19 protein-coding genes are annotated in these 18,288 nt (G+C 58.1%); 9 read left to right on the top strand and 10 right to left on the bottom strand.

Annotation, left to right across the window (positions count from 1 at the left end):
* The first annotated feature begins 2 nt into the window (after positions 1–2).
* Both HMPREF2849_RS07930 and HMPREF2849_RS07925 read left to right on the top strand, forming a co-directional pair.
* Positions 3–1,298, top strand: coding sequence for an alpha/beta fold hydrolase (locus HMPREF2849_RS07930; RefSeq protein ID WP_069359607.1), 1,296 nt, complete (start codon positions 3–5; stop codon positions 1,296–1,298).
* Positions 1,299–1,402: 104 nt separating this feature from the next.
* A complete protein-coding gene (locus HMPREF2849_RS07925; RefSeq protein WP_069359606.1) occupies positions 1,403–2,047 on the top strand; it encodes a class I SAM-dependent methyltransferase in 645 nt (214 codons plus the stop codon).
* 7 nt (positions 2,048–2,054) lie between these two features.
* Here the strand turns inward: HMPREF2849_RS07925 and HMPREF2849_RS07920 are convergent, their stop codons facing one another.
* The 8 genes from HMPREF2849_RS07920 to arsC all read right to left on the bottom strand — a co-directional run bounded on the left by HMPREF2849_RS07920 (position 2,055) and on the right by arsC (position 11,227).
* A complete protein-coding gene (locus tag HMPREF2849_RS07920; protein ID WP_070862849.1) occupies positions 2,055–3,881 on the bottom strand; it encodes an amino acid ABC transporter ATP-binding/permease protein in 1,827 nt (608 codons plus the stop codon).
* A gap of 1 nt (position 3,882) precedes the next feature.
* Positions 3,883–5,601, bottom strand: a complete 1,719-nt coding sequence (locus HMPREF2849_RS07915) for an ATP-binding cassette domain-containing protein (RefSeq protein WP_246822137.1) — start codon at positions 5,599–5,601, stop codon at positions 3,883–3,885.
* A 117-nt stretch (positions 5,602–5,718) separates the two neighbouring features.
* Positions 5,719–6,744, bottom strand: coding sequence for an ABC transporter substrate-binding protein (locus HMPREF2849_RS07910; RefSeq protein WP_070862847.1), 1,026 nt, complete (start codon positions 6,742–6,744; stop codon positions 5,719–5,721).
* A 125-nt stretch (positions 6,745–6,869) separates the two neighbouring features.
* Positions 6,870–7,730 (bottom strand): ABC transporter ATP-binding protein, encoded by an 861-nt coding sequence (locus HMPREF2849_RS07905; protein WP_016422346.1) that lies wholly within the window; start codon positions 7,728–7,730, stop codon positions 6,870–6,872.
* A complete protein-coding gene (locus HMPREF2849_RS07900; RefSeq protein ID WP_231367182.1) occupies positions 7,727–8,716 on the bottom strand; it encodes a FecCD family ABC transporter permease in 990 nt (329 codons plus the stop codon). The genes HMPREF2849_RS07905 and HMPREF2849_RS07900 overlap by 4 nt, the downstream gene beginning before the upstream one ends.
* Before the next feature lie 250 nt (positions 8,717–8,966).
* A complete protein-coding gene (locus tag HMPREF2849_RS07895) occupies positions 8,967–9,134 on the bottom strand; it encodes an antitoxin (RefSeq protein ID WP_016422348.1) in 168 nt (55 codons plus the stop codon).
* Positions 9,135–9,287: 153 nt separating this feature from the next.
* Entirely contained in the window at positions 9,288–10,685 is a 1,398-nt protein-coding gene (locus HMPREF2849_RS07890; protein WP_049172657.1) for an MFS transporter, read from the bottom strand.
* Between the two features lie 197 nt (positions 10,686–10,882).
* On the bottom strand, positions 10,883–11,227 hold the full coding sequence (gene arsC / locus HMPREF2849_RS07885; protein ID WP_069359604.1) for an arsenate reductase (glutaredoxin): 345 nt from the start codon (positions 11,225–11,227) through the stop codon (positions 10,883–10,885).
* Positions 11,228–11,502: 275 nt separating this feature from the next.
* On the opposite strand from arsC, the gene HMPREF2849_RS07880 reads away from it, so the two are divergent.
* From HMPREF2849_RS07880 to HMPREF2849_RS07850, 7 genes are all read left to right on the top strand, one after another.
* On the top strand, positions 11,503–12,633 hold the full coding sequence (locus tag HMPREF2849_RS07880) for a metal ABC transporter substrate-binding protein (protein WP_070862846.1): 1,131 nt from the start codon (positions 11,503–11,505) through the stop codon (positions 12,631–12,633).
* Positions 12,634–12,656: 23 nt separating this feature from the next.
* Positions 12,657–13,325, top strand: coding sequence for a metal ABC transporter ATP-binding protein (locus HMPREF2849_RS07875; RefSeq protein ID WP_042388536.1), 669 nt, complete (start codon positions 12,657–12,659; stop codon positions 13,323–13,325).
* The gene (locus HMPREF2849_RS07870) at positions 13,315–14,145 is read left to right on the top strand and encodes a metal ABC transporter permease (protein ID WP_016422353.1); all 831 of its coding nucleotides are present in this window, start codon (positions 13,315–13,317) and stop codon (positions 14,143–14,145) included. The genes HMPREF2849_RS07875 and HMPREF2849_RS07870 overlap by 11 nt, the downstream gene beginning before the upstream one ends.
* Positions 14,138–14,956 (top strand): metal ABC transporter permease, encoded by an 819-nt coding sequence (locus HMPREF2849_RS07865; RefSeq protein ID WP_070862845.1) that lies wholly within the window; start codon positions 14,138–14,140, stop codon positions 14,954–14,956. Before HMPREF2849_RS07870 ends, HMPREF2849_RS07865 begins: the two co-directional genes overlap by 8 nt.
* A 3-nt stretch (positions 14,957–14,959) precedes the next feature.
* Complete coding sequence (locus HMPREF2849_RS07860) at positions 14,960–15,652, top strand: metal-dependent transcriptional regulator (RefSeq protein WP_049172669.1); 693 nt, start codon at positions 14,960–14,962, stop codon at positions 15,650–15,652.
* Positions 15,653–15,744: 92 nt separating this feature from the next.
* A complete protein-coding gene (locus tag HMPREF2849_RS07855) occupies positions 15,745–16,062 on the top strand; it encodes a hypothetical protein (protein ID WP_126107947.1) in 318 nt (105 codons plus the stop codon).
* Positions 16,059–16,580, top strand: coding sequence for a hypothetical protein (locus HMPREF2849_RS07850; RefSeq protein ID WP_049172672.1), 522 nt, complete (start codon positions 16,059–16,061; stop codon positions 16,578–16,580). Before HMPREF2849_RS07855 ends, HMPREF2849_RS07850 begins: the two co-directional genes overlap by 4 nt.
* 13 nt (positions 16,581–16,593) lie before the next feature.
* Here the strand turns inward: HMPREF2849_RS07850 and HMPREF2849_RS07845 are convergent, their stop codons facing one another.
* Together HMPREF2849_RS07845 and HMPREF2849_RS07840 are read right to left on the bottom strand one after the other, a co-directional pair.
* Positions 16,594–17,559: a quinone oxidoreductase family protein gene (locus tag HMPREF2849_RS07845; protein WP_224783800.1), complete on the bottom strand. Its 966-nt coding sequence runs from the start codon at positions 17,557–17,559 to the stop codon at positions 16,594–16,596.
* A gap of 30 nt (positions 17,560–17,589) precedes the next feature.
* Complete coding sequence (locus HMPREF2849_RS07840; RefSeq protein ID WP_070549497.1) at positions 17,590–18,276, bottom strand: GntR family transcriptional regulator; 687 nt, start codon at positions 18,274–18,276, stop codon at positions 17,590–17,592.
* Positions 18,277–18,288: the final 12 nt, after the last annotated feature.

The following is an 18,288-nucleotide window of genomic DNA, read 5'->3' as shown; positions in this document are numbered from 1 at the left end:
ACATGGCATCGACGAGTACTGCAAGCAGGCATTTTGGGTACATTATTAAGGAACACACCGTTGAGGTGCCCTGGGATCCTTTTACCGAAGCTGCGAATGCCGCGACATTTGAGCTTTTCGCCAGGGAAATCTATGCGCCAGGAAATGAGGATGCGCCGGCAATTGTCTATTTGCAGGGCGGCCCGGGATTTCCGGCACCGCGTCCGGTAGGTGCCAGCGGAGTAATCGGTGAGGCGCTGAAGGAATTCCGCGTCATCCTGCTGGATCAGCGCGGCACTGGGCGCTCGCATCGAATTGATGCGGCCAATATTGCAGATGTTCCGGCCGAGCGGCTTGCCCAATTGCGTCAGGAATACATCGTCGAAGACGCGGAGGCATTGCGAAAGCATTTGGGCATTGCCAAATGGTCGCTGTATGGCCAGTCTTTTGGCGGGTTTTGTATTACTTCGTATCTCAGCTGCTATCCGGAATCCGTGGAGCACGCTTATCTCACAGGCGGTTTACCTGTTCTGGACCGTGGTGCTGACGACCTTTATCGCACGACGTATGCGAAGCTGCGCACCCGTCACGAGCGTTTTTATCGCGAGTATCCGTGGGTCGAAAACCGAATTCGAGAAATCTGCGCGCACCTCGAGCAATCTGCAGAAACTCTCCCCACCGGTGAGCGACTGAGTTCTCGCCGATTCCGCACCATCGGAATTGAATTAGGCCGCGGAGATGGATTCCACAATCTGGCGTATTTGTTGGAAGAGCCATTCCACATTCGCAATGGCGAAAAGCAATTGCGCACCGATTTTCTGGCCGATGTAGGATCCCGCGTGAGTTTCGCCGACGGTCCGCTATACGCCGCGATTCACGAATCCATTTATGGTGGCGTCGGAAACCAGCCCACAACTAATTGGGCAGCTCACCGTATTCGCGAGGAAATCCCAGGTTTTGAAGAAAAGGCCAATCCTGCAGGAGACGAGCCGTTCTACCTCACCGGTGAGCACGTTTTCCCCTGGCAATTCGACGAGGACCCCGCGCTCGTTCCTTTCAAGGAAAAGGCGGAAGCATTTGCGCAGCACACCTGGGAAAGCTCGCCGTATGATTCCGCACGCTTGCTTGCCGACGCCCCAACCTCGGCAGCCGCGGTTTACCTCGACGATATTTTCGTGCCGTTCGAGTACTCCATGGAGACAGCCAACTGCTACCGGGACCTGCGGCCACATGTGACCAATGCATTCCAGCATGACGGTATTCGCCACGACGGCGCGGCCATCTTCGCGCGGCTCCGCGAGCTCGTCGAGGATCACTAGGATGCCAGTTTGCCGGTGGAGATTCTCTCCCCGTAGAACTTCAAACCTCCGCAGAACCTCATGTAGTCCAGCATTGCCTCTCGGTGCCGTCTATCCTGGTGAGCATGTCGACAGCAGAGTTCTGGGATGGGAAATTCACCGCAGATCGCGAGGCCGCAAGTGACGGTTCGCCCTCTTTCTTTGGCGGCGAACCGAATCCGACAATCGCGCAGCATGTTGAGGTAATCCGGAAAGGTTTCTCCGACCCCTCACGTGCGCTCGACCTAGGCTGTGGCCGTGGCCGTCACACGGTGTGGTTAGCCAGCCAGGGCTGGGATGTCACCGGCATGGATTTCTCCAGCGTCGGGCTCGAACACACTGGAGCCGCGTTGGCAGCTGAAGGGCTCTCTGCGAACCTGGTCCAGCAAGACTTAACAGACTGGCAGCCGGAAGCAGGAAGCTTTGAGCTGGTAGTCGCCGCATTTATTCACCTGCCGCGCAGGGACAGGGAGAACCTCTGGCGAGCCGTCGCTGAGGCTCTCACTCCGGGTGGCTACTTTGTCTCAGTCTCACACCATCCGGACAACGAAGTCCACGGCCCGGGAGACCCCGAGCTGCTCTACAGCGCGGATGAGGTCACTGATTTCTTTGCGCACGAGCCGCAGAGTCTCGAAGCGGTGGTGGCGCAGCGTGACGTCGTCAAGCAAATCGATGGCAAGAACGTTGTCGACACCGTGGTGGTGCTGCGGAAGACCTGCGCGGAGAGCTAGAAGGAGCCTAGACCTCGGCGCGCGCCAGTCGAGCAAAGGCACCGTCGGCGCTCAAGAGGTTGTCATACGTGCCACGTTCGATGAGCTGGCCGTTTTCGATGACCAGGATGTCATCGGCCTCGGCCAGTGTCTGAAGTCGGTGTGCGATGAAGATGCAGGTCGCGCCACATGCGCGGGCATTGTCCACGATACGAGCCTGCGTCAGCGGATCCTGGTGGCTGGTAGCTTCGTCGAAAATGACAATCTTTCCGGCGAGGTGTGCGGTGGGTGCATGGGGCACGGAGCCGTCGGCTAGTACCGCGCGTAAGTAGGTGCGGGCCAGCGCCAGACGTTGACGCTGACCACCGCTGAGCCGCTGCGCGCGGCGGCCAATGGGCCTGTCCAGCGGCATCTCAGCAGGGTTGATGGCGGCGAGTTCGAGCGCCCAGTGCATCAGTGATTCGGGAACCTCGCAGCCATCAGGCGCGCCGAGACATAGATTCTCAGCGATGGTGGCCTCCATGAGAAAGGGATTCTGATCTGCGACAACAACCGTTCGGCAGACATTGGTTGAGCCGAGGTCACGGGCATTGTGGCCATTGATGATGACCTCGCCGACATCCGGATCGACATGCCGCTGGATTAGCCGGGAGAGTGTGGACTTGCCCGAACCAGTTGGGCCGACCACACCGATGAACTGGCCTGAGGCAATGCGCAGATTGATCTTGGTCAGTGCAGGGTTATCGGCGCCAGGGTAGCGGTAGCTGACATCGCTCAGTTCGAGGGCAGGGACTGAGTCGCCGGAGTTGGCCCTCGCGGTCTGCGCGTGGTGCAGGTCCAGCGACTCCGGCTGCTTCGGCTCTTCCACAGTCGGCGGCTGCGCGGCCAGCTCCCTGATCCGAGTGACTGCATTGAGTCCCGCTGGCAGAGAAGATGCCAGGCGCTCGATCGAATCCATTGATGAAGCAGTTCCCGCCACCAGGGACGTCGTCACCAAAACAGCAGGGAGCATACGGTAGTCGGCTGAAAGCGCCGGGATACCAGCACAAAAGACGGCAATGCTGCCACCCCAAATCCGAAGTCCGGTCGCGCCAGAGCGCAGTCCAGCCCGCTTGCCGCCTGCACGCATTTTCTGAGCAAGCTGTTCATCGAGCTCACGCAATCCCCGCAGCCGCTGCTCGGCTGCGCCGTAGATGAGGATTTCCTCCCGAAGGCGCAGCGTATCGGCAATGTACTGCGCAATGTCCGTGCGTGTGGAGTTCGTTGCGGAAGCCTCCGTCGTCGCCTTCTTAGAGCCTGCGAGCGCAATCACAAAGCCAACCGCGAAGGTCAGCGTCAGAGCAATCGCAGGCAGGGCTCCGGCAGTCGATGCCGCTGTCACGACCGCCATCAGCGGAATCAGTACGGCCGTCACCGCGGGCGCAATTGTGTGCGCGAAGAAGACTTCCACTCGGTCAACATCACGAATCGCAATTGTGTGAATCCTGGCAGTACCCAGCCCATCGGTTACCGCGGGCGCCTGCGGGATAAGACGCTCGACGATCCACAGCCGCAGCTCGCCGAGCAGCCGAAATGCCGCCAAATGCCCGAGGTACTGCTCGACATACCGCAGAATCGCTTTCAACAGCGCCAGCCCTGCAACCACGCCAATGACCGCCCACGTCCACTGCATGCTCAAGCTTTGCGACGAGTCGGTTGCGTCCCACTTCGACAGCGCAATTGTGGCAATTGCCCAGGCGGGCACAGCCAGCATCAATGCACCCAGAATGTGCCCAGCCACGCGTGCGAGGATAGATGCACTGAGCGCTCCGCGAGCCTGTGCGGAAAAGCGCAGCAACCAGATGATGTTGTTCATGTCAGCTCTCCTCGGTCAGCGCTCGTGCGTAATACTCATTGCTTGTGCTCAGTTGGTCGGGTTTGCCCGCAGCCACGACCCGGCCTTCGGCGACGACAATGACCAGATCAACGTCCGATAGCGCTTCCATGCGGTGAGCGACCATGATGCTCGTTCGTCCTTCAGCAAGGCGGGTCAAGGACTCCTTGATGAGACCTTCCGTCCGACGATCGATGTCCGCTGTCGGCTCGTCGAGAAGCACAATCGGAGCGGCGCCGAGCAGACCACGCGCAATGGCCAGGCGGCGTCGTTGCCCGCCTGAGAGCCAATTGCCCTGATCGCCGACCTCCGAATCGAGACCACCAGGGCGCTGCTCGATTTCGGTGAGTAAGTGCACGTCGCGAAGTGCTTTTCGCATATCGACGGCCGTTGCGTCCGAGCATGCGATGCGAAGATTGTCCGCGACGGTGGTGCCGAAGATGGCTGGTTGCTGGGAGATGAGCAGCGAGTTGGCGAGCAACTCCGGGGTCGAAAGCGCGTGGCTGTCAAGGCAGACTTCCCCGGAATGCGGCTGTAGGCCTGCGAGTACACGCAGGAGTGTGCTCTTTCCGGAACCGCTGGGGCCAACGATGCCGACTCTGCTGCCGGCTGGAATTGTCAGGTTGATATCGGAGAGAATGCGCTTTTCGCCGATGTCAACGCTCACATCGCGGAGGGAAATCTCCGGTGCGTGCGGTGCGGAGGCTTTGGCGGAATGCGCTGTTCCGGTTGTGAACGCTTTAGCGGCAGGCTCACCGAATACCTCCACTATTCCGTTTCGATGCGTGCGCCCGCCGAGTCCGATGTAGAAAGTGCGGCCGACGCGATTGACGGGCTCGTAGAGCAGAACGGATAGGAAAACGCCTGCGAGAGCTGTGCCAACGCTGATTGCATCTGCCTGCAAACGCAGCAAGACAAGACCGATTGCGGTCGTCGACATTGCAATACCAAAAACCGCGTCGTTGACAATAATCATCAGCTGATTGCGGGCGAGCAGGGCAGTGAGCTCAGACATCGCAGTGCGAGTTTGGCTGGCAAAACGTGCCATGACTCGATCAATTGCTCCAAGAACTTTGAATGTTCCCAGCCCTTCGAGCATCTCCAAGTAGGCATGCGTGGCCTTCGCTTGCTTTCGGCGATACGTCGCATTGGATTTCCGCAGAATCTTTCCCGCACCAATAATGATCAGCGGCGTGGAAATGAAAAATAGTGCCAGCCACAAGGCGGTTTTCGTATCCACCCACAAAGCCCAGACCGCCAAAATGATCAGTGGAGCACTAAACGAGGCCAACGTGGGAGCGAGAAATGTCGCTCGGTAGTTCGCGGTCTGTTCGACGCTTGTGGTCGCGGCATCGAAGAGTAGGCCTTCGCCAGTGTTGGACGCGCTTCGGTGTGAGTGACCGGATTTCCCGCCACCGTGCCCTCTTCCATGCGCGTGCTTCGGGGCTTGTTCAGGAGCGGAAAACTCCGGCTTCAGCACACTGCCAACCACATGTGAGCGCCACAGCTTTTCCTGCTCGCCAGCAAGCCGTGGTGGCAATGCCTCGGTGACATAAGCACAGAGGCTTCCCAGAATGACCGCCACAATTGCAGCGGACAGGGATTCATGAAGTCCCCACTGCCCAAACCAGTTGCCGCCACTGGTGTCTGCGACACCGCCGTACAAACTGCTTAGAGCATCGAGCGTGTATCCAAGAGACACGGCGCTGAGAGCGAAGAAAAAGCTGCGCCCCCAGCTGGATAACAAAACCCAGTGCATTCGGCGGGGTGGGGAAGTCAGTGCTTCATGAATCCACATAGCGACGTGAAAACCTATTTTCTATTTAGCCAGTGCGTCAGCGATCTCACGCAGTCCATCGGGCATGTGCATTCCGGCGGTGCCAGAGGTCGTCTTCGCATCAATTAGTTGCACTCGATCATTCTTGACCGCAGCGACGTCGGCAAGCGCCGGATTATCCAGCAATTCCTGGAATGGAGCCTTGCCCTGGCCGTGGAAATCCTGGATCAAAATGACATCCGGATTGAGCTGCACAATTGTTTCCGGATCAGCGGGAACGGCACCCGGGCGCTTGCCCTTTGGCGAAATCGGCTCGCCACCGGCCAGCTCAACGAGATTCGTCGTCGCCGACTGCATGCCCATAATCATCTTCTGACCACCGCGGGCAAACAGGACCAGCGTCTTTGGCTTAGTTGTGGAATCAATTTCCGAGAGAATCTCTTCGGTTTCCGATTCAATCTTGGCAACCATCTCGGCCGCCTTGTCTTCGGCTCCGAGCAACTTGCCGAGCTTGGTCACCGACTCCGCCAGCGCCTTCGGCGAGGCGAAATCACTGCTGGCAAACGCCGCGGTCGGGACATCGCTGGCACCCAGCAGCTCACTTGCCGACTGCTCCTGATCATGGCGGCTGGTCATCAACACCATGCCCGGCTCATAGGACAGAATCTGCTCCGGATCCGGCTTCGTGGAGTTGGCAATCGCGTTAGGCACCTGACGCGCCAGCTCAACCTGATTACCCGAGCTCTCATCGAGCGCATTCTTCGTCACGGCTACGACACGCTCCGGCCCAACCAGTTCCAACGCCAGATCCGCAACCTCGGTCGACAGTGCAACGATGCGCTTCGGCTGGCTCTGCACCGTAACGTCGTGGTCGCCGACGGGCACAGTACGCGGCCACTGCGCCTGCTGGTTTGTCGAAGTTTCGCTTGACGACGGCTGCTGCGCCGTCTCCTCCGAAGTGGAACAAGCGACCACCGCTGCGAGGGGGAGTGCTGCAATCAACGGCAGAGCGAAGGTCTTTTTAGAGTTTCGCTTCAAGGCCGAGATAGGAGAAGTTGGTGAAAACACGAAAGTACTTCCTTGAGTGTTGAGTTTTGATTGTTGGGGAATTTTCGGTTGCGTTGGTGCTAGCTGGAAGCAGACAGTCTGAATCAGACAGTCTGAATCAGATAGTCTGAAACAGCCAGCCGCAATCAGTCAGCCGGGCGAGCCCGAGCCAACGCCGTCACTCGCACCGAACCGGTATGTGGATCGGTATCGACAGCGCTGGAGATGCGATAAATCGCATCTATTCGGGGAGGCGTCAGCACTTCTTCGGCGGAACCAGTGACTTCCAATCCGCCGTTGTGAATCACACTGAGCCGGTGGCAGCTGCGGGCCGCGAGGTTGAGGTCATGAAGGACGACTCCGATACCGTGGCCCTCGTCGGCAAGCTCGCCGAGGAGCTCGAGGATTTCCAGCTGAAACCCGATGTCCAAGGCCGCAGTGGGTTCGTCGAAAAGCATGACCTTGGCCTGTTGTGCCAATAGCTTTGCGATGAACACCAATTGCCGCTGCCCGCCGGACAGAGCCGTGATGGGACGGTCGGCGAGTGCGGTGACACCAACGCGGTCGAGGGCATAGGCGACGATGTCGTGGTCCGTGGAGTTCAGTGAACTGCGGAAACGGTCACGCCGACGGTGGTGCGCGTACCTGCCGAGTGCCACGACAGTTCGAACGTCAATAGCGGCATCGGCCGGTGTGTGCTGCGGCAGGTACGCCAACCGGGTGGCGCGTTCGTGGGCACGAAGCTTCGTCAGCGGCGCACCGAGGAGCTCAACCTGCCCCGAACTCGGTGTCACAATGCCCGCCATAGCACGGAGCAAGGAGGATTTTCCGGTGCCATTGGAACCGATGATGCCGTGGACCTCGCCAGGTCGAATAGCGAGGTTCACGCCACTTACGACGGTCCGATTGCGGTAACCGACACTGAGGTCGGTAGCCCGCAGCAGCGCGGTGCTATCGGCGTCTGGCTTAGTGACGTGGTCGCTGAGGTTTTGTGTCTGCTGACTCATGACTGGCGGCCACCTTGCCGAAGAATCAACGCGAGTAGCGCCGGTGCGCCAAGGAACGCGGTGACTGTGCCAGTTTGCAGAGCAACTGGGGAAAAGAGACTGCGGGCGACGAGGTCGGCGAGAATGAGAAACACTGCGCCGAGGCACATAGAAATGGGCAGCAGGCTGCGGTGATCGGGGCCGATGGCAAGGCGAATCAGGTGCGGGACGACCAATCCGACAAAGGAAATAACGCCAGTGACAGCGACGCCCGCTGCCGTGACTAACGCAGCCAGGGCGAGCAGCAGTTGCCGGATCCACACTGTGCGCATACCAGTGGCAGCGGCCTGTTCTTCGCCGAGGAGGAACAGGTTGAGTTCGGGAATGAGCATCATCAAGATAACCGTGCCGACGGTAATGGGGCCGACTGCCAGTGCAATGTCCTGCCAATTCGAAGCAGTTAAATCGCCGTTGAGCCAGAACATGGCCTGTTGAGCGTCATCGCTGTGTGGCGCGTTCGCGATGGTGGCGGAGATGACTGCGCCGAGGAACGCGTTGAGTGCAATACCGACGAGCAACAGGGTTGCTCCACTGCCGCCATTGAGACCGGCGACGATTTGGACAAATATGACAGCCAGCAACGCGCCTATGAATGCGCCAGCCGAAAGAACCCACGGTGCTTTCGCGGCCACGCCAGTGACGATGAGAATGACGGCTACCACTGCTGCACCGGAGGAGACACCGGTAACACCGGGTTCGGCCAGCGGATTGCGAAAAACTGCCTGCATGGTTGCACCTGCGACAGCGAGCGAGGCACCGACCAGTCCAGCAAGGAGGACACGGGGCAGCCGGATGCTCCAGACAAGTGATTGCGTGGCAGGGGATATCTCTGGCAGAAGGTGGTTGAGAGCCGGGAGGTCGTCGGAAAGCGTCTTGATGAGCGGGGTGAGCAGCGCGACGATGCCGTTGCTGAAACCTGTTCCCGCGGGGCCTATGGAGATCGCCAAGAGGATTGTGGCGGGGACGGCCAGGAAAAGTAGAAAGCCGAAGAGCCGGGCTCGAAGTTTTTGTTTTCGAGTGCGCGGAAGAGAAGCTCTATCGACAATAGTTTTCACTTGGTTAATGATGGACAATTTGAAAATAATTGTCAATAAAGGCGTGTCGGTGGGGCTGTGGGGTCCCCTAAGAACAGCAAAACCCCGCACCAGCTCCCTTGTGAAAACAGGGTGCTAATGCGGGGTGAAGAAGCTCTGTAGCTTACTTCTTGTCGCCCAGGCGCTCGTCTGCCATGTCGCGAACCTTCTTGATCTGGTCGGCCTTGTCCTCGCCGAGCTTGTCCTTGCCCAGCTGCTCAGCCTTGTCCAGAACCTTGTCGGTGTTCTCTTCGTTGCTCAGTGCTTCCTTGGCCTTGTCCATAAGTCCCATGGTGAAGACTCCTTCCATTTTTAATGTCTATTCGCGTTTTTTCGTTTGCGGCATAGAGTGTACCGATGAATTGGCGACGTTGCGACCGTTTTGGACTCACGGAGCGAATCCGGGATTCGACTGGCAACACCGTGACTGACGGCTATTGAGTGGCTATTGAGCTGTCTTGGTGCGGGCTTCATCTGCCTTGTGCATGACTTCGCGCTCGTACTTGCCGACGAAGATCATGAGGACAAACGCAATAGCGACAACTCCAATGAGGGTTGCGAATGTGACATTCCAGCCTGCGAAGTCGATCAAGAGACCGACACCAGTGGAGGCGAGTGTTGCGCCGAGAAGGTATCCGAACAATCCAGTGAAACCAGCTGCGGTTCCCGCAACATACTTAGGCGAGAGGTCGATGGCCTGCAGTCCGATGAGCATGATTGGGCCGTAAATGAGTGCGCCGATCAGGGAGATGAGCACATAGAACATCCACAATGGTGCCGTAGCGGGTAGCTGCCAGTATGCGAAAATGGTGATGCCGGTGCCGATCAGGAAGAGCATGCCGGCGCCTGAGCGCCAACCCTTGAAGACCTTGTCGGAGACCCATCCGCACAGCAGGGTGCCCACAATTGCTGCGCCCTCGTAGAGCATGAATCCGATGATTCCGCCCGTGACGTTGGTCTTGTGCAATTCGTTTGTCAGGTAAATCGGAATCCAGTTGAGAACGCCGTAACGAAGTGCGTAGACGAACACATTGGCCAGCGCCAACATGACGATAACCGGATTGGTAAGAACATGGTTCTTGACGATTGCGAACCAGGGTTCTTGTGCCTCGTCATTAGTTCCTTCGACCTTGTCTGGGTCGTTACGGTATTCCTCTACCGGAGGCAGTCCCATGGATTGCGGGTTGTCTCGAATCAGCAGGAATGCGATGGCAGCAATCACGAGCGCGACAATCGCCGGTAGCCAGAATGCGGGAGTCCAGTCGGCATCGGAAGTGGCGAACGAATGCAAGCCCCAGGCTGCCAGAGCACCACCGACGGCGGCACCGACATTGTGGGCAGTGTTCCAGATCGACATCAAAGTGCCGCGCTCGGATGTCGAGAACCAGTGGACGACAACGCGTCCAGAAGGAGGCCAGCCCATGCCTTGGAACCAGCCATTGATGAACATGACTGTCGCGAAAATCGCAACAGAGGCGCTGATGGCTGGGACGAACGCAACAAAGAGGTTTACGACCGCGGACAGTGCTAGGCCAAGCGGGAGGAAGTACCTGGCATTGGCCCTGTCGGAGAGCATGGCCATGAAGAACTTGGATAGGCCGTAGGAGAAGAGAACCGCATTGGCTACGATGCCAATTCCGGCTGCACCCAGTAGGTCGTGCTTTTCCAGCACAGCGGACACCAGGGGGATGTTATTTCTGATGAGGTAGAAGCCCGCGTAGCCGATGAAGATGCCCATGAAGACGTTGAACCGCCAGGTCCGGTAGGTCGGGGCAATCTTTTCCTCGGGAAGGGGAGCTGCTGGGCCGGGGGCGCTGAGCCAGCCGAGCCTCTGACTGCTCATGATGAGAGTCCTTTCGCTGAAGGCCGCCGTTGCCTCTGGTGCAACCTGTGCGGGTGGCTAGGGCGGCAGGCGGATAGCTTTATCGTTTCAGCGGTGAGTTTACAGCGACTTTATCCCCTATTAACGGGTTGTTAACTTCCCGGTCTTGGAGGCCTGTGGAGGGGGTTGGTGTAAAGGCGATTAACGCATGTCATTGGTTAGAGAATGTCGTTAATAGCCTCGGTGGGGCGCGCCATCCGTACCCCCTTATTGGTGACGACAAACGGGCGCTCAATCAGGCGTGGGTGCGCAACCATTGCGTCCAGAAGTTCCTCGTCGCTGGAGTCCTTGGAGAGTTCCAGTTCCTTGAACTCTGCTTCCTTGGTGCGCACGGCATCGATGACGTTCAGGCCTGCCGCCTCGATTAGCGAGCGCAGCTCGGCCTTGGTTGGAGGAGTGTCTAGGTACTTGATGATTTCCGGCTCGATGCCGGCTTCGCGTAATACGGCGAGAGCCTGGCGGGACTTTGAGCAGCGGGGGTTGTGATAAATCTTCGCTTCCATGTCTCCATCATGGCTGATGTTGTGGCGTGAAGGTTGGCGCTGTGGCGTGACGGCCTGTGGATAGGGGTTGTTCAATGTTTATCCTTAAAAAATGTCATACCGAAAACACTTAAGTTCAATAGGTTGAAAATCGCTGTCGTTAGGTTTACTCTCACACGTGATAGATGAACGGCGAAGTGCGCCCCAACCGCCCCTAAGGTGACCCGATTTACTGAAGCGGCCGGTCAGCGTAGCCGTCGTAAAGCAGGAACAAACAATCAAGAGCGGACACCAACATGACAATTTCCGGAAAGCTTTCGCGATCAGCCAAGTCCATGTGTGTGGGCCTTTCGATTTTGCTAGCCGGCGCTGGCCTTGCAGCGTGTGGCGATAGCAGTGAGGGAGCCAGTGGCGAGAACCCAATCAACGTCGTGGCTTCCACGACGCAGATTTGTGATTACGTGAAGCAGCTGGACATCGATGAAGTGGATCTGACCTGCCTGTTGGCGCCGAATGCAACGGCTCATGAGTTGGAAATGACCCATGAGCAGCTGAGCAAGACTGGTAACGCGGATCTCTTGTTCGTCAACGGAGTCGATCTGGAGCACTTCCTGGACCAGGCGATTGAGTCCTCGGGCTTTTCCGGAACGATGGCAGTGACCAGTGGCGTTCTCACTGCAGGTGACGTAGATGCCATGAAGGCGGCCAAGGATATGGACAAAACCAAGCCACTGCCGACAGAGAAGGCGAAGAATGGTAACTACACCATTGACCGAGGTGTGGAAAAGATTGATGTCTCCCCATGGCCATTCCCGCCGGAAGAGCCCGGTGAGGAGGCGGAATTTCGCTTCGATCCGCACGTATGGACCTCGCCTAAGAACGCCAAGATTCAGGTTGCCAACATCGGCTACGCCCTGGAAAAGGTCGCCGAGGAACGTGGTGACAATGAGCTGAAGTCCACCATCGCCGACCACGTTGCGGTCTACCAGGAGAAGCTGGATCAGCTGGATGAGTGGGCAAATAAGTCCATCGCCACTGTGTCGGACCCTGTACTGTTTACCAGCCACGACGCCTTTGGATACTTCTCCCACGAGTTCAATATCAACTTCATCGGCGCAGCGCTGTCTGATTTCAACGAGCAGCAGGATGCCACGGCCGCGCATATCGCCGAGGCGGCAAAGACCGTGAAGGACTCGGGTGCAACCGCGCTGTTTGCGGAAAACTCGAACAACTCGAAGTCAATTGAGGCGATTGCCAAGGCCGCGGGTGTCAAGGCCATCGTTGGTGAGGACGCACTCTACGGCGACTCGCTAGGTCCGGCCGGAAGTGACGGCGAGACCTACATTGGTTCAATCATCCACAACGTCACTCAGGTCGTGACGGCATGGGACGGAACTGTCGCGCCGCTGCCAGAGGGCATCAAGTGAGCCGTAACCGCTTAGCTAACCCCATGTCTGCTGACCCCATAGTCACGCTCCGCGATGCCTCATTCGGCTACACGGCGGTACCCATCGTCAATCACATCACCGCCAATGTCGCGCCGGGTACCGGGCTTGCACTCATCGGCGCCAATGGCTCTGGAAAAACGACTGTGCTGCGCGGAATCCTAGGTGGGACTCGTCTTCTCGCTGGTGAGATGCACAACAACGCGAAGATTGTGTCCTACGTCCCGCAGTCGGCAGACCTCGATCGCACTTTTCCGGTCACGGCGTTCGATGTCGTCGCCATGGGGGTGCTGCACGAACTGCGCCCCTTCCAACCGCTTGGACACCGCAAAGAACGCATCCACGCAGCGCTAGCCAAAGTCGGGCTTGCCGACCGCACCAGTGAACGTTTCGGCAACCTCTCCGGTGGTCAGCAGCAACGCGTTCTGTTGGCGCGTGCCATCGTCGCACGTCCGCAACTCGTGCTTCTCGACGAGCCGTTCAACGGCCTCGACACTGAAAATCGGGCGATGCTGCTGAATCTCCTCAACGAACTGAAGGAAAATGGCACGGCAATTATCGCGGCCACCCATGATCTTGTTCTTGCTGAGGAGACCTGCGAAAACACATTAATTGTGGCGGAGCAGCCGGCTTTTGGTGCGACCTCGAAGTTGGTGCCAGCCTATGTGGACTGAGCTTGCGAATGAGCTTGGGGTAGCGCCTTTCATGTTCAGGCCACTAGTGCTGCTGATTGCCCTCGGGGCGGTCTCTGGCCTGGTCGGTGTCATCGTGAACCTGCGTGGCCTCGAGTTCAATGCCGAGGCCATGGTGCATTCGATTTTTCCCGGAATTGTGGCCGGTGCCGTATTCGGCGGCATCGACATGATTATCCCGGTGGCTGCAGCATTTGCGGTGGTAGTGGCAGTAGCACTGACCTTGGTATCGCGCTCGCACATGTCGGAAGCCGGAGTGGCAGTTGTACTGACCAGCTTCTTTTCCATCGGTGTGATTCTCTCGCTGAAGAAAGGTGACCAGTCAGGACAGCTGGAAGCGCTCATGTTCGGGCGACTGCTGGAAGTCACTGACTCCCGTCTCACCAGCGCCCTGATTGTCTGTGCCATCGCCTTGGTTCTTATCGCAGTGACCTGGCGCCGGCAGGTGTTTGTTGCCTTTGATCGCTTCGGTGCCAAAGCCGCAGGCGTCAATGTGTGGGGCATCGACCTCACCATTAACGCGGCGATTGCTGCGGTCGTGGTGTCGTCGGCAAGCGCTGTGGGCGTGCTTCTGGTAGTCGGATATCTGGTCGTGCCGGGAGCGGCGGCGAGACTGCTGACTCGCCGAGTTCATGTGATGGTGCCGATTGCGATTGCAGTGGGCTGCCTCAGCGGAATCGTTGGTTTGGCACTGGTGCCTTTGGGGCCGGTGTCGCCTCAGGCAGTCGTCGCGCTGACCTCGGTGGGACTGTATTTCATGGCACTGGGGCTGCGCGTCGTGCTGGGAGGAGACCGTGTCTAGCATCCTGATTTTGCCCATTATCGAACTGATACTGGTAGGAGCCCTGGCTGGAGTAGTTGGGGTGCTCGCGGTGCTGGGAAAACAAGTGTTCTTCGCAGAAGCGATTACACATGCGACTTTTCCCGGCGCGGTTGTGGGCGTTGTTATTGCGGCAGCGCTCGGCCTGAGCCACTCGTGGATTTCGGTGTTCCTCTTTATCGGAGCATTTCTGATGTGTATTCCGATTGGGGCACTGTTCGGTCTGTCAAAGGTGGGAACGACGTCCTCGGCGGCAGGAATTGTGCTGACATTTGGGTTCGCACTGGGCTACTTCCTGAACAAGTGGTTCGCCCCGTTGCCGGTGAAGGTAGAAAGCTTCCTGGTCGGCAGCGTACTTAACGTGAACAAGATTGATATTGCGCTGTCGGGTGGGCTCTTGCTGCTGGTGGCGTTGGTGCTGGTGGCTCGGTGGCGCCAGCTGATTTACTTCACATTCGATCCGGAGTCTTTCGGGGTCGCGCATTCGAGGAGAAAAGCACAGCTGGTCATCAGCGGGCTAATCGTTCTGACTCTGGTGGCGCTGATTCCGGCTGTCGGCACGATTCTATCCATCGCGCTGCTAGCTGCCCCGGCAGCTGCGCTCGTTGGGGTAGTGAACGATACCCGTTTGCTATTCGTGTTGGCGCCATTGATGGGTATCGCGATTGGCCTGGTGGGGCTATTCATTGCGGTGGCGGCGAATCTGTCAGTTGGCGGCTGCATTGGCGTGTGCGCCGGCTGTTTCTATGTCCCCCTCAAGATTGCGGCAACACGCAATAACGCTAGAGTCTAAAGAATGCACGTGGAGGATTTACCAGCAAAGACCCAGGACTACCTCAAGGTCATTTGGGATTTGCACGAGCGCACCGGTGAAAAAGTGGCACTTGGCGATGTCGCTGAGCGGATGGGTGAAAAGAAGCCCACCGCCAGCGAGGCCGTGAAGAAGCTAGCTGCACGTGGCCTTGTCAACCACGAGCCGTATCGGGGCATTAGCCTGTCGGACCGTGGGCGGGATATTGCGCTAATCATGGTGCGGCGCCACCGGCTTATTGAAAGCTTCTTGGTCTCGACTCTCGGATACACCTGGGATGAGGTTCACGAGGAAGCCGAAAAGCTTGAACATGCGGTCTCGGATGATTTCATCAGTCGCATTGATGCAATGCTGGGATTCCCTGAGCGCGATCCGCATGGCGATCCAATTCCCAGCGCAAGCGGTACCATCGCCAGCGCAGTGCGCACCGACCTGACGGATATCGAAGCCGGCGCGATGGTGGTAGTCGATCGCATTAACGACTCCGACCCTGAACTACTGCGCTATTTGGCGACATCAGGGGTAGGCCCGGGGACCGTGCTCCGAGCCGAAGCCGCACCATATGCAGGTATGCATGTCTTCGCCATCATCGATGAGGTGGGCGATAACGAGCCAAAGAAAATTCATGTGGCAGACTCGGCACTATGGGCAATCAAGGCGACTCCAACAACCAACTGACGAGAGCCGCAGCGCGCTCTTACTATAAGGTGTCGCGGAATCTCACTGGGCCGACGAAAGTGCCACCCGCACCGTCAGTGTCGTTCGACAGCGTGAAGAGTGCTCGTCGGCAGGCATATGCCAGTGTCGAGAGTGTTGATGTGCCGTTGAATGCCATCGCTATCTCACGCGCCGAGCAGCAGGAACACATGGTTGACCTCGAACGTCGATTGAATGCCTCGACCAAAGACATGCGTGCCCTGGTTGACTACGAAGAGCAGCGCATTGCGGTTACTAGCACTGTCAAAGAGGCAATCGTCTATACGCTGCTGGCAATACTCCTTCTGGCAGCAGCCATTGGACTTGGCTACGCCAGCCACCTGGGGGCCGATGCGATCTTGAATGCTGCGGCGGAGGTGACACCGCGGTGAGTAAACGTTCAGGCTCCGACAACGGGTGCGTGACGGTCATTGTCGTATTTTTCTTTTTTGGCCTGATTATTCAGCTCTTCGGTGTCACGCTGTGGATTCTGCAATATGCATTGCCAGTGGCGGGTTTGGTGCTTGCGATTCTCATCGCATACCAGGCGTGGGCCGGTGTGCGCCGTAGTGCTGAGGCGCACGAGCTCGCCGAGCGTAATCACGCGGAGCTGCAGCAGATTGCCATGGACACCGAGTACCAGCTCACCGCAATCCTTACTGCCTGGGACAATGTGAACACCACAATGGGTGTCGGCACCATCTACAAGGATGTATTTGCCTCCGGTGAGGCTACGCCGGAGCTCATCGAGCTACGCGGTGAGCTCTCTCGTGCCCGGAAGCTAAACAACCGACTGCGCGAGCAGCGCGAAACTATGACCAACCGGGAGCTGGTGGAAGCCATCTCTGATGCCGACGAGCTGTGGTGCTCGCTGACGAAGACGTATCAGAACGCTCGTCGCGAGCTGTAGTAACGCGCCTGGTTTACTCGACGGTCATCACAATCTTGCCGTCAGCGTGCCCGTCTTCCAATACTCGGTGGACCTCCGCGACTTCGGTGAGATTCTTAGTCAGGCCGATAGGAAGTGAAATCTCACCGGCAACCACGCGGTCGGCCAGGTCGGCATAAATAGTCGTGTCATTCGAAATGGCCGGAATGTGTGCCTCAATGCCACGTTCCCTCGCCGGTGTCAGGTCGGCCAGTGAAGGCAGCGCCACAATCCGACCATCCGATGCCAACACATCCAGCGAGGGTAGGAAAGTGTCGAAGTACACGCCATCGAGCACAACATCAACGCCCTCGGGGAACCGCCGGCGCACAGCCTCGAATACATCTTCCGCTGTGTAATCAATATGCTGCGCGCCAAAGCCCACTAGTTTTTCATGATGGCGTGACGACGCACTGGCCAACACAGTTGCGCCACGGGCAACCGCCAGCTGTGTCATCAGCTGGCCAACACCGCCACCTGCACCATGGATGAGTACGGTGTCACCGCTTTTTACCTTTGCAAGCTGCTCGACAGCGACGGTCGCCGTGATTCCCACTAGGGCAAGACCCGCAGCGGTAACGTCGTCAAGCGAATCGGGCGTTCGGACCACACCGTCGGCGGGGAAGACGTTGTGCGTTGCGTAGGTGCCGCGGAAGTCGTCGAAGCCGCGCATGCCGAAGACACGGTCGCCGGGGACGAAGCTGTCCACACCTTCGCCGACGGCAACGACTTCACCCGCGGCTTCGCGTCCGAGGACGGCGGGAGGGTTGAATTTTGTGCACAGACCGGAAGAGCCATCGCGCATCTTGTAGTCCAGCGGATTCGCGCCGATGGCTGTGGTTTTGACCAGGATTTCGCCGGGACCGGGCTGAGCATGATCGATAAGTGTCCTGGTGAAAATGTCAGCGGGGCCGAACTCCGGAATGGTCATTGCGTATGCGTTGCCTGAATTTGCTGCCATGTCCATCACTGTAGTCCTAGCAGCTAATTATCAACGGTCGGCAAGCGGGAGGGCAGCGGTGACGGCACTGAACGACTCATTGAGGTAGGCGCTGAGGAGGTCGGCGGCGTGGTTTGGGGTGTCCTCGATGAGAACTTTGGCGATACTGATGTGGCGATCGGCGTATCGGGCATGGAGTTCGATGCTTTGGGGGTAGGAGAGGAAGCAAAGACGGAGTTGGGCCTGAATTGATTCGGCGGTGGCTAACAGGTCGGGGGACCCGGAAGCTCTGACGATGGCGAGGTGAAAGGCATTATTCCGTTCGGGAAGGTTCAATGATGACTGTGAACCACAAATAGAAAGAATCTCTTCGCCGAGGAGCTTTGCCTGGCTCTTGCTTAGCGATCGCAGTGTTCCGCATTCGACGACATGGCGAAAGGCATACAGTTCGCGGATGCGTTGTTTGTCGAAGGAGGCTATAAAAACGCCGTGATGAGGAATATGAGTGAGTAACCCCTCAGATTCCAGCTTGCGGTAGACCTGTCGGATGGTGTTGCGGCTGACCTGCAGTCGCGCAGCAAGTTGGGTTTCACGGAGCTGCTCGCCGCTATAGTGCTTTCCGGCGAGAATCTCTCGGCGCAGGACAGTTGCGGTGACATCCGCTACTGAAACGTCTTGTTGTTTTTCCCCAGAGGACGTGCGGGTCTGATCGTCGAGGATGTTTCCGGGGGTAGTCATGTAATACAGACT

Source organism: Corynebacterium sp. HMSC073B01, from assembly GCF_001838255.1.
GTDB lineage: Bacteria > Actinomycetota > Actinomycetes > Mycobacteriales > Mycobacteriaceae > Corynebacterium > Corynebacterium jeikeium_D.
Note: the sequence above shows the minus strand (reverse complement) of the source record. Positions and strands in the feature narration are given on the sequence as shown.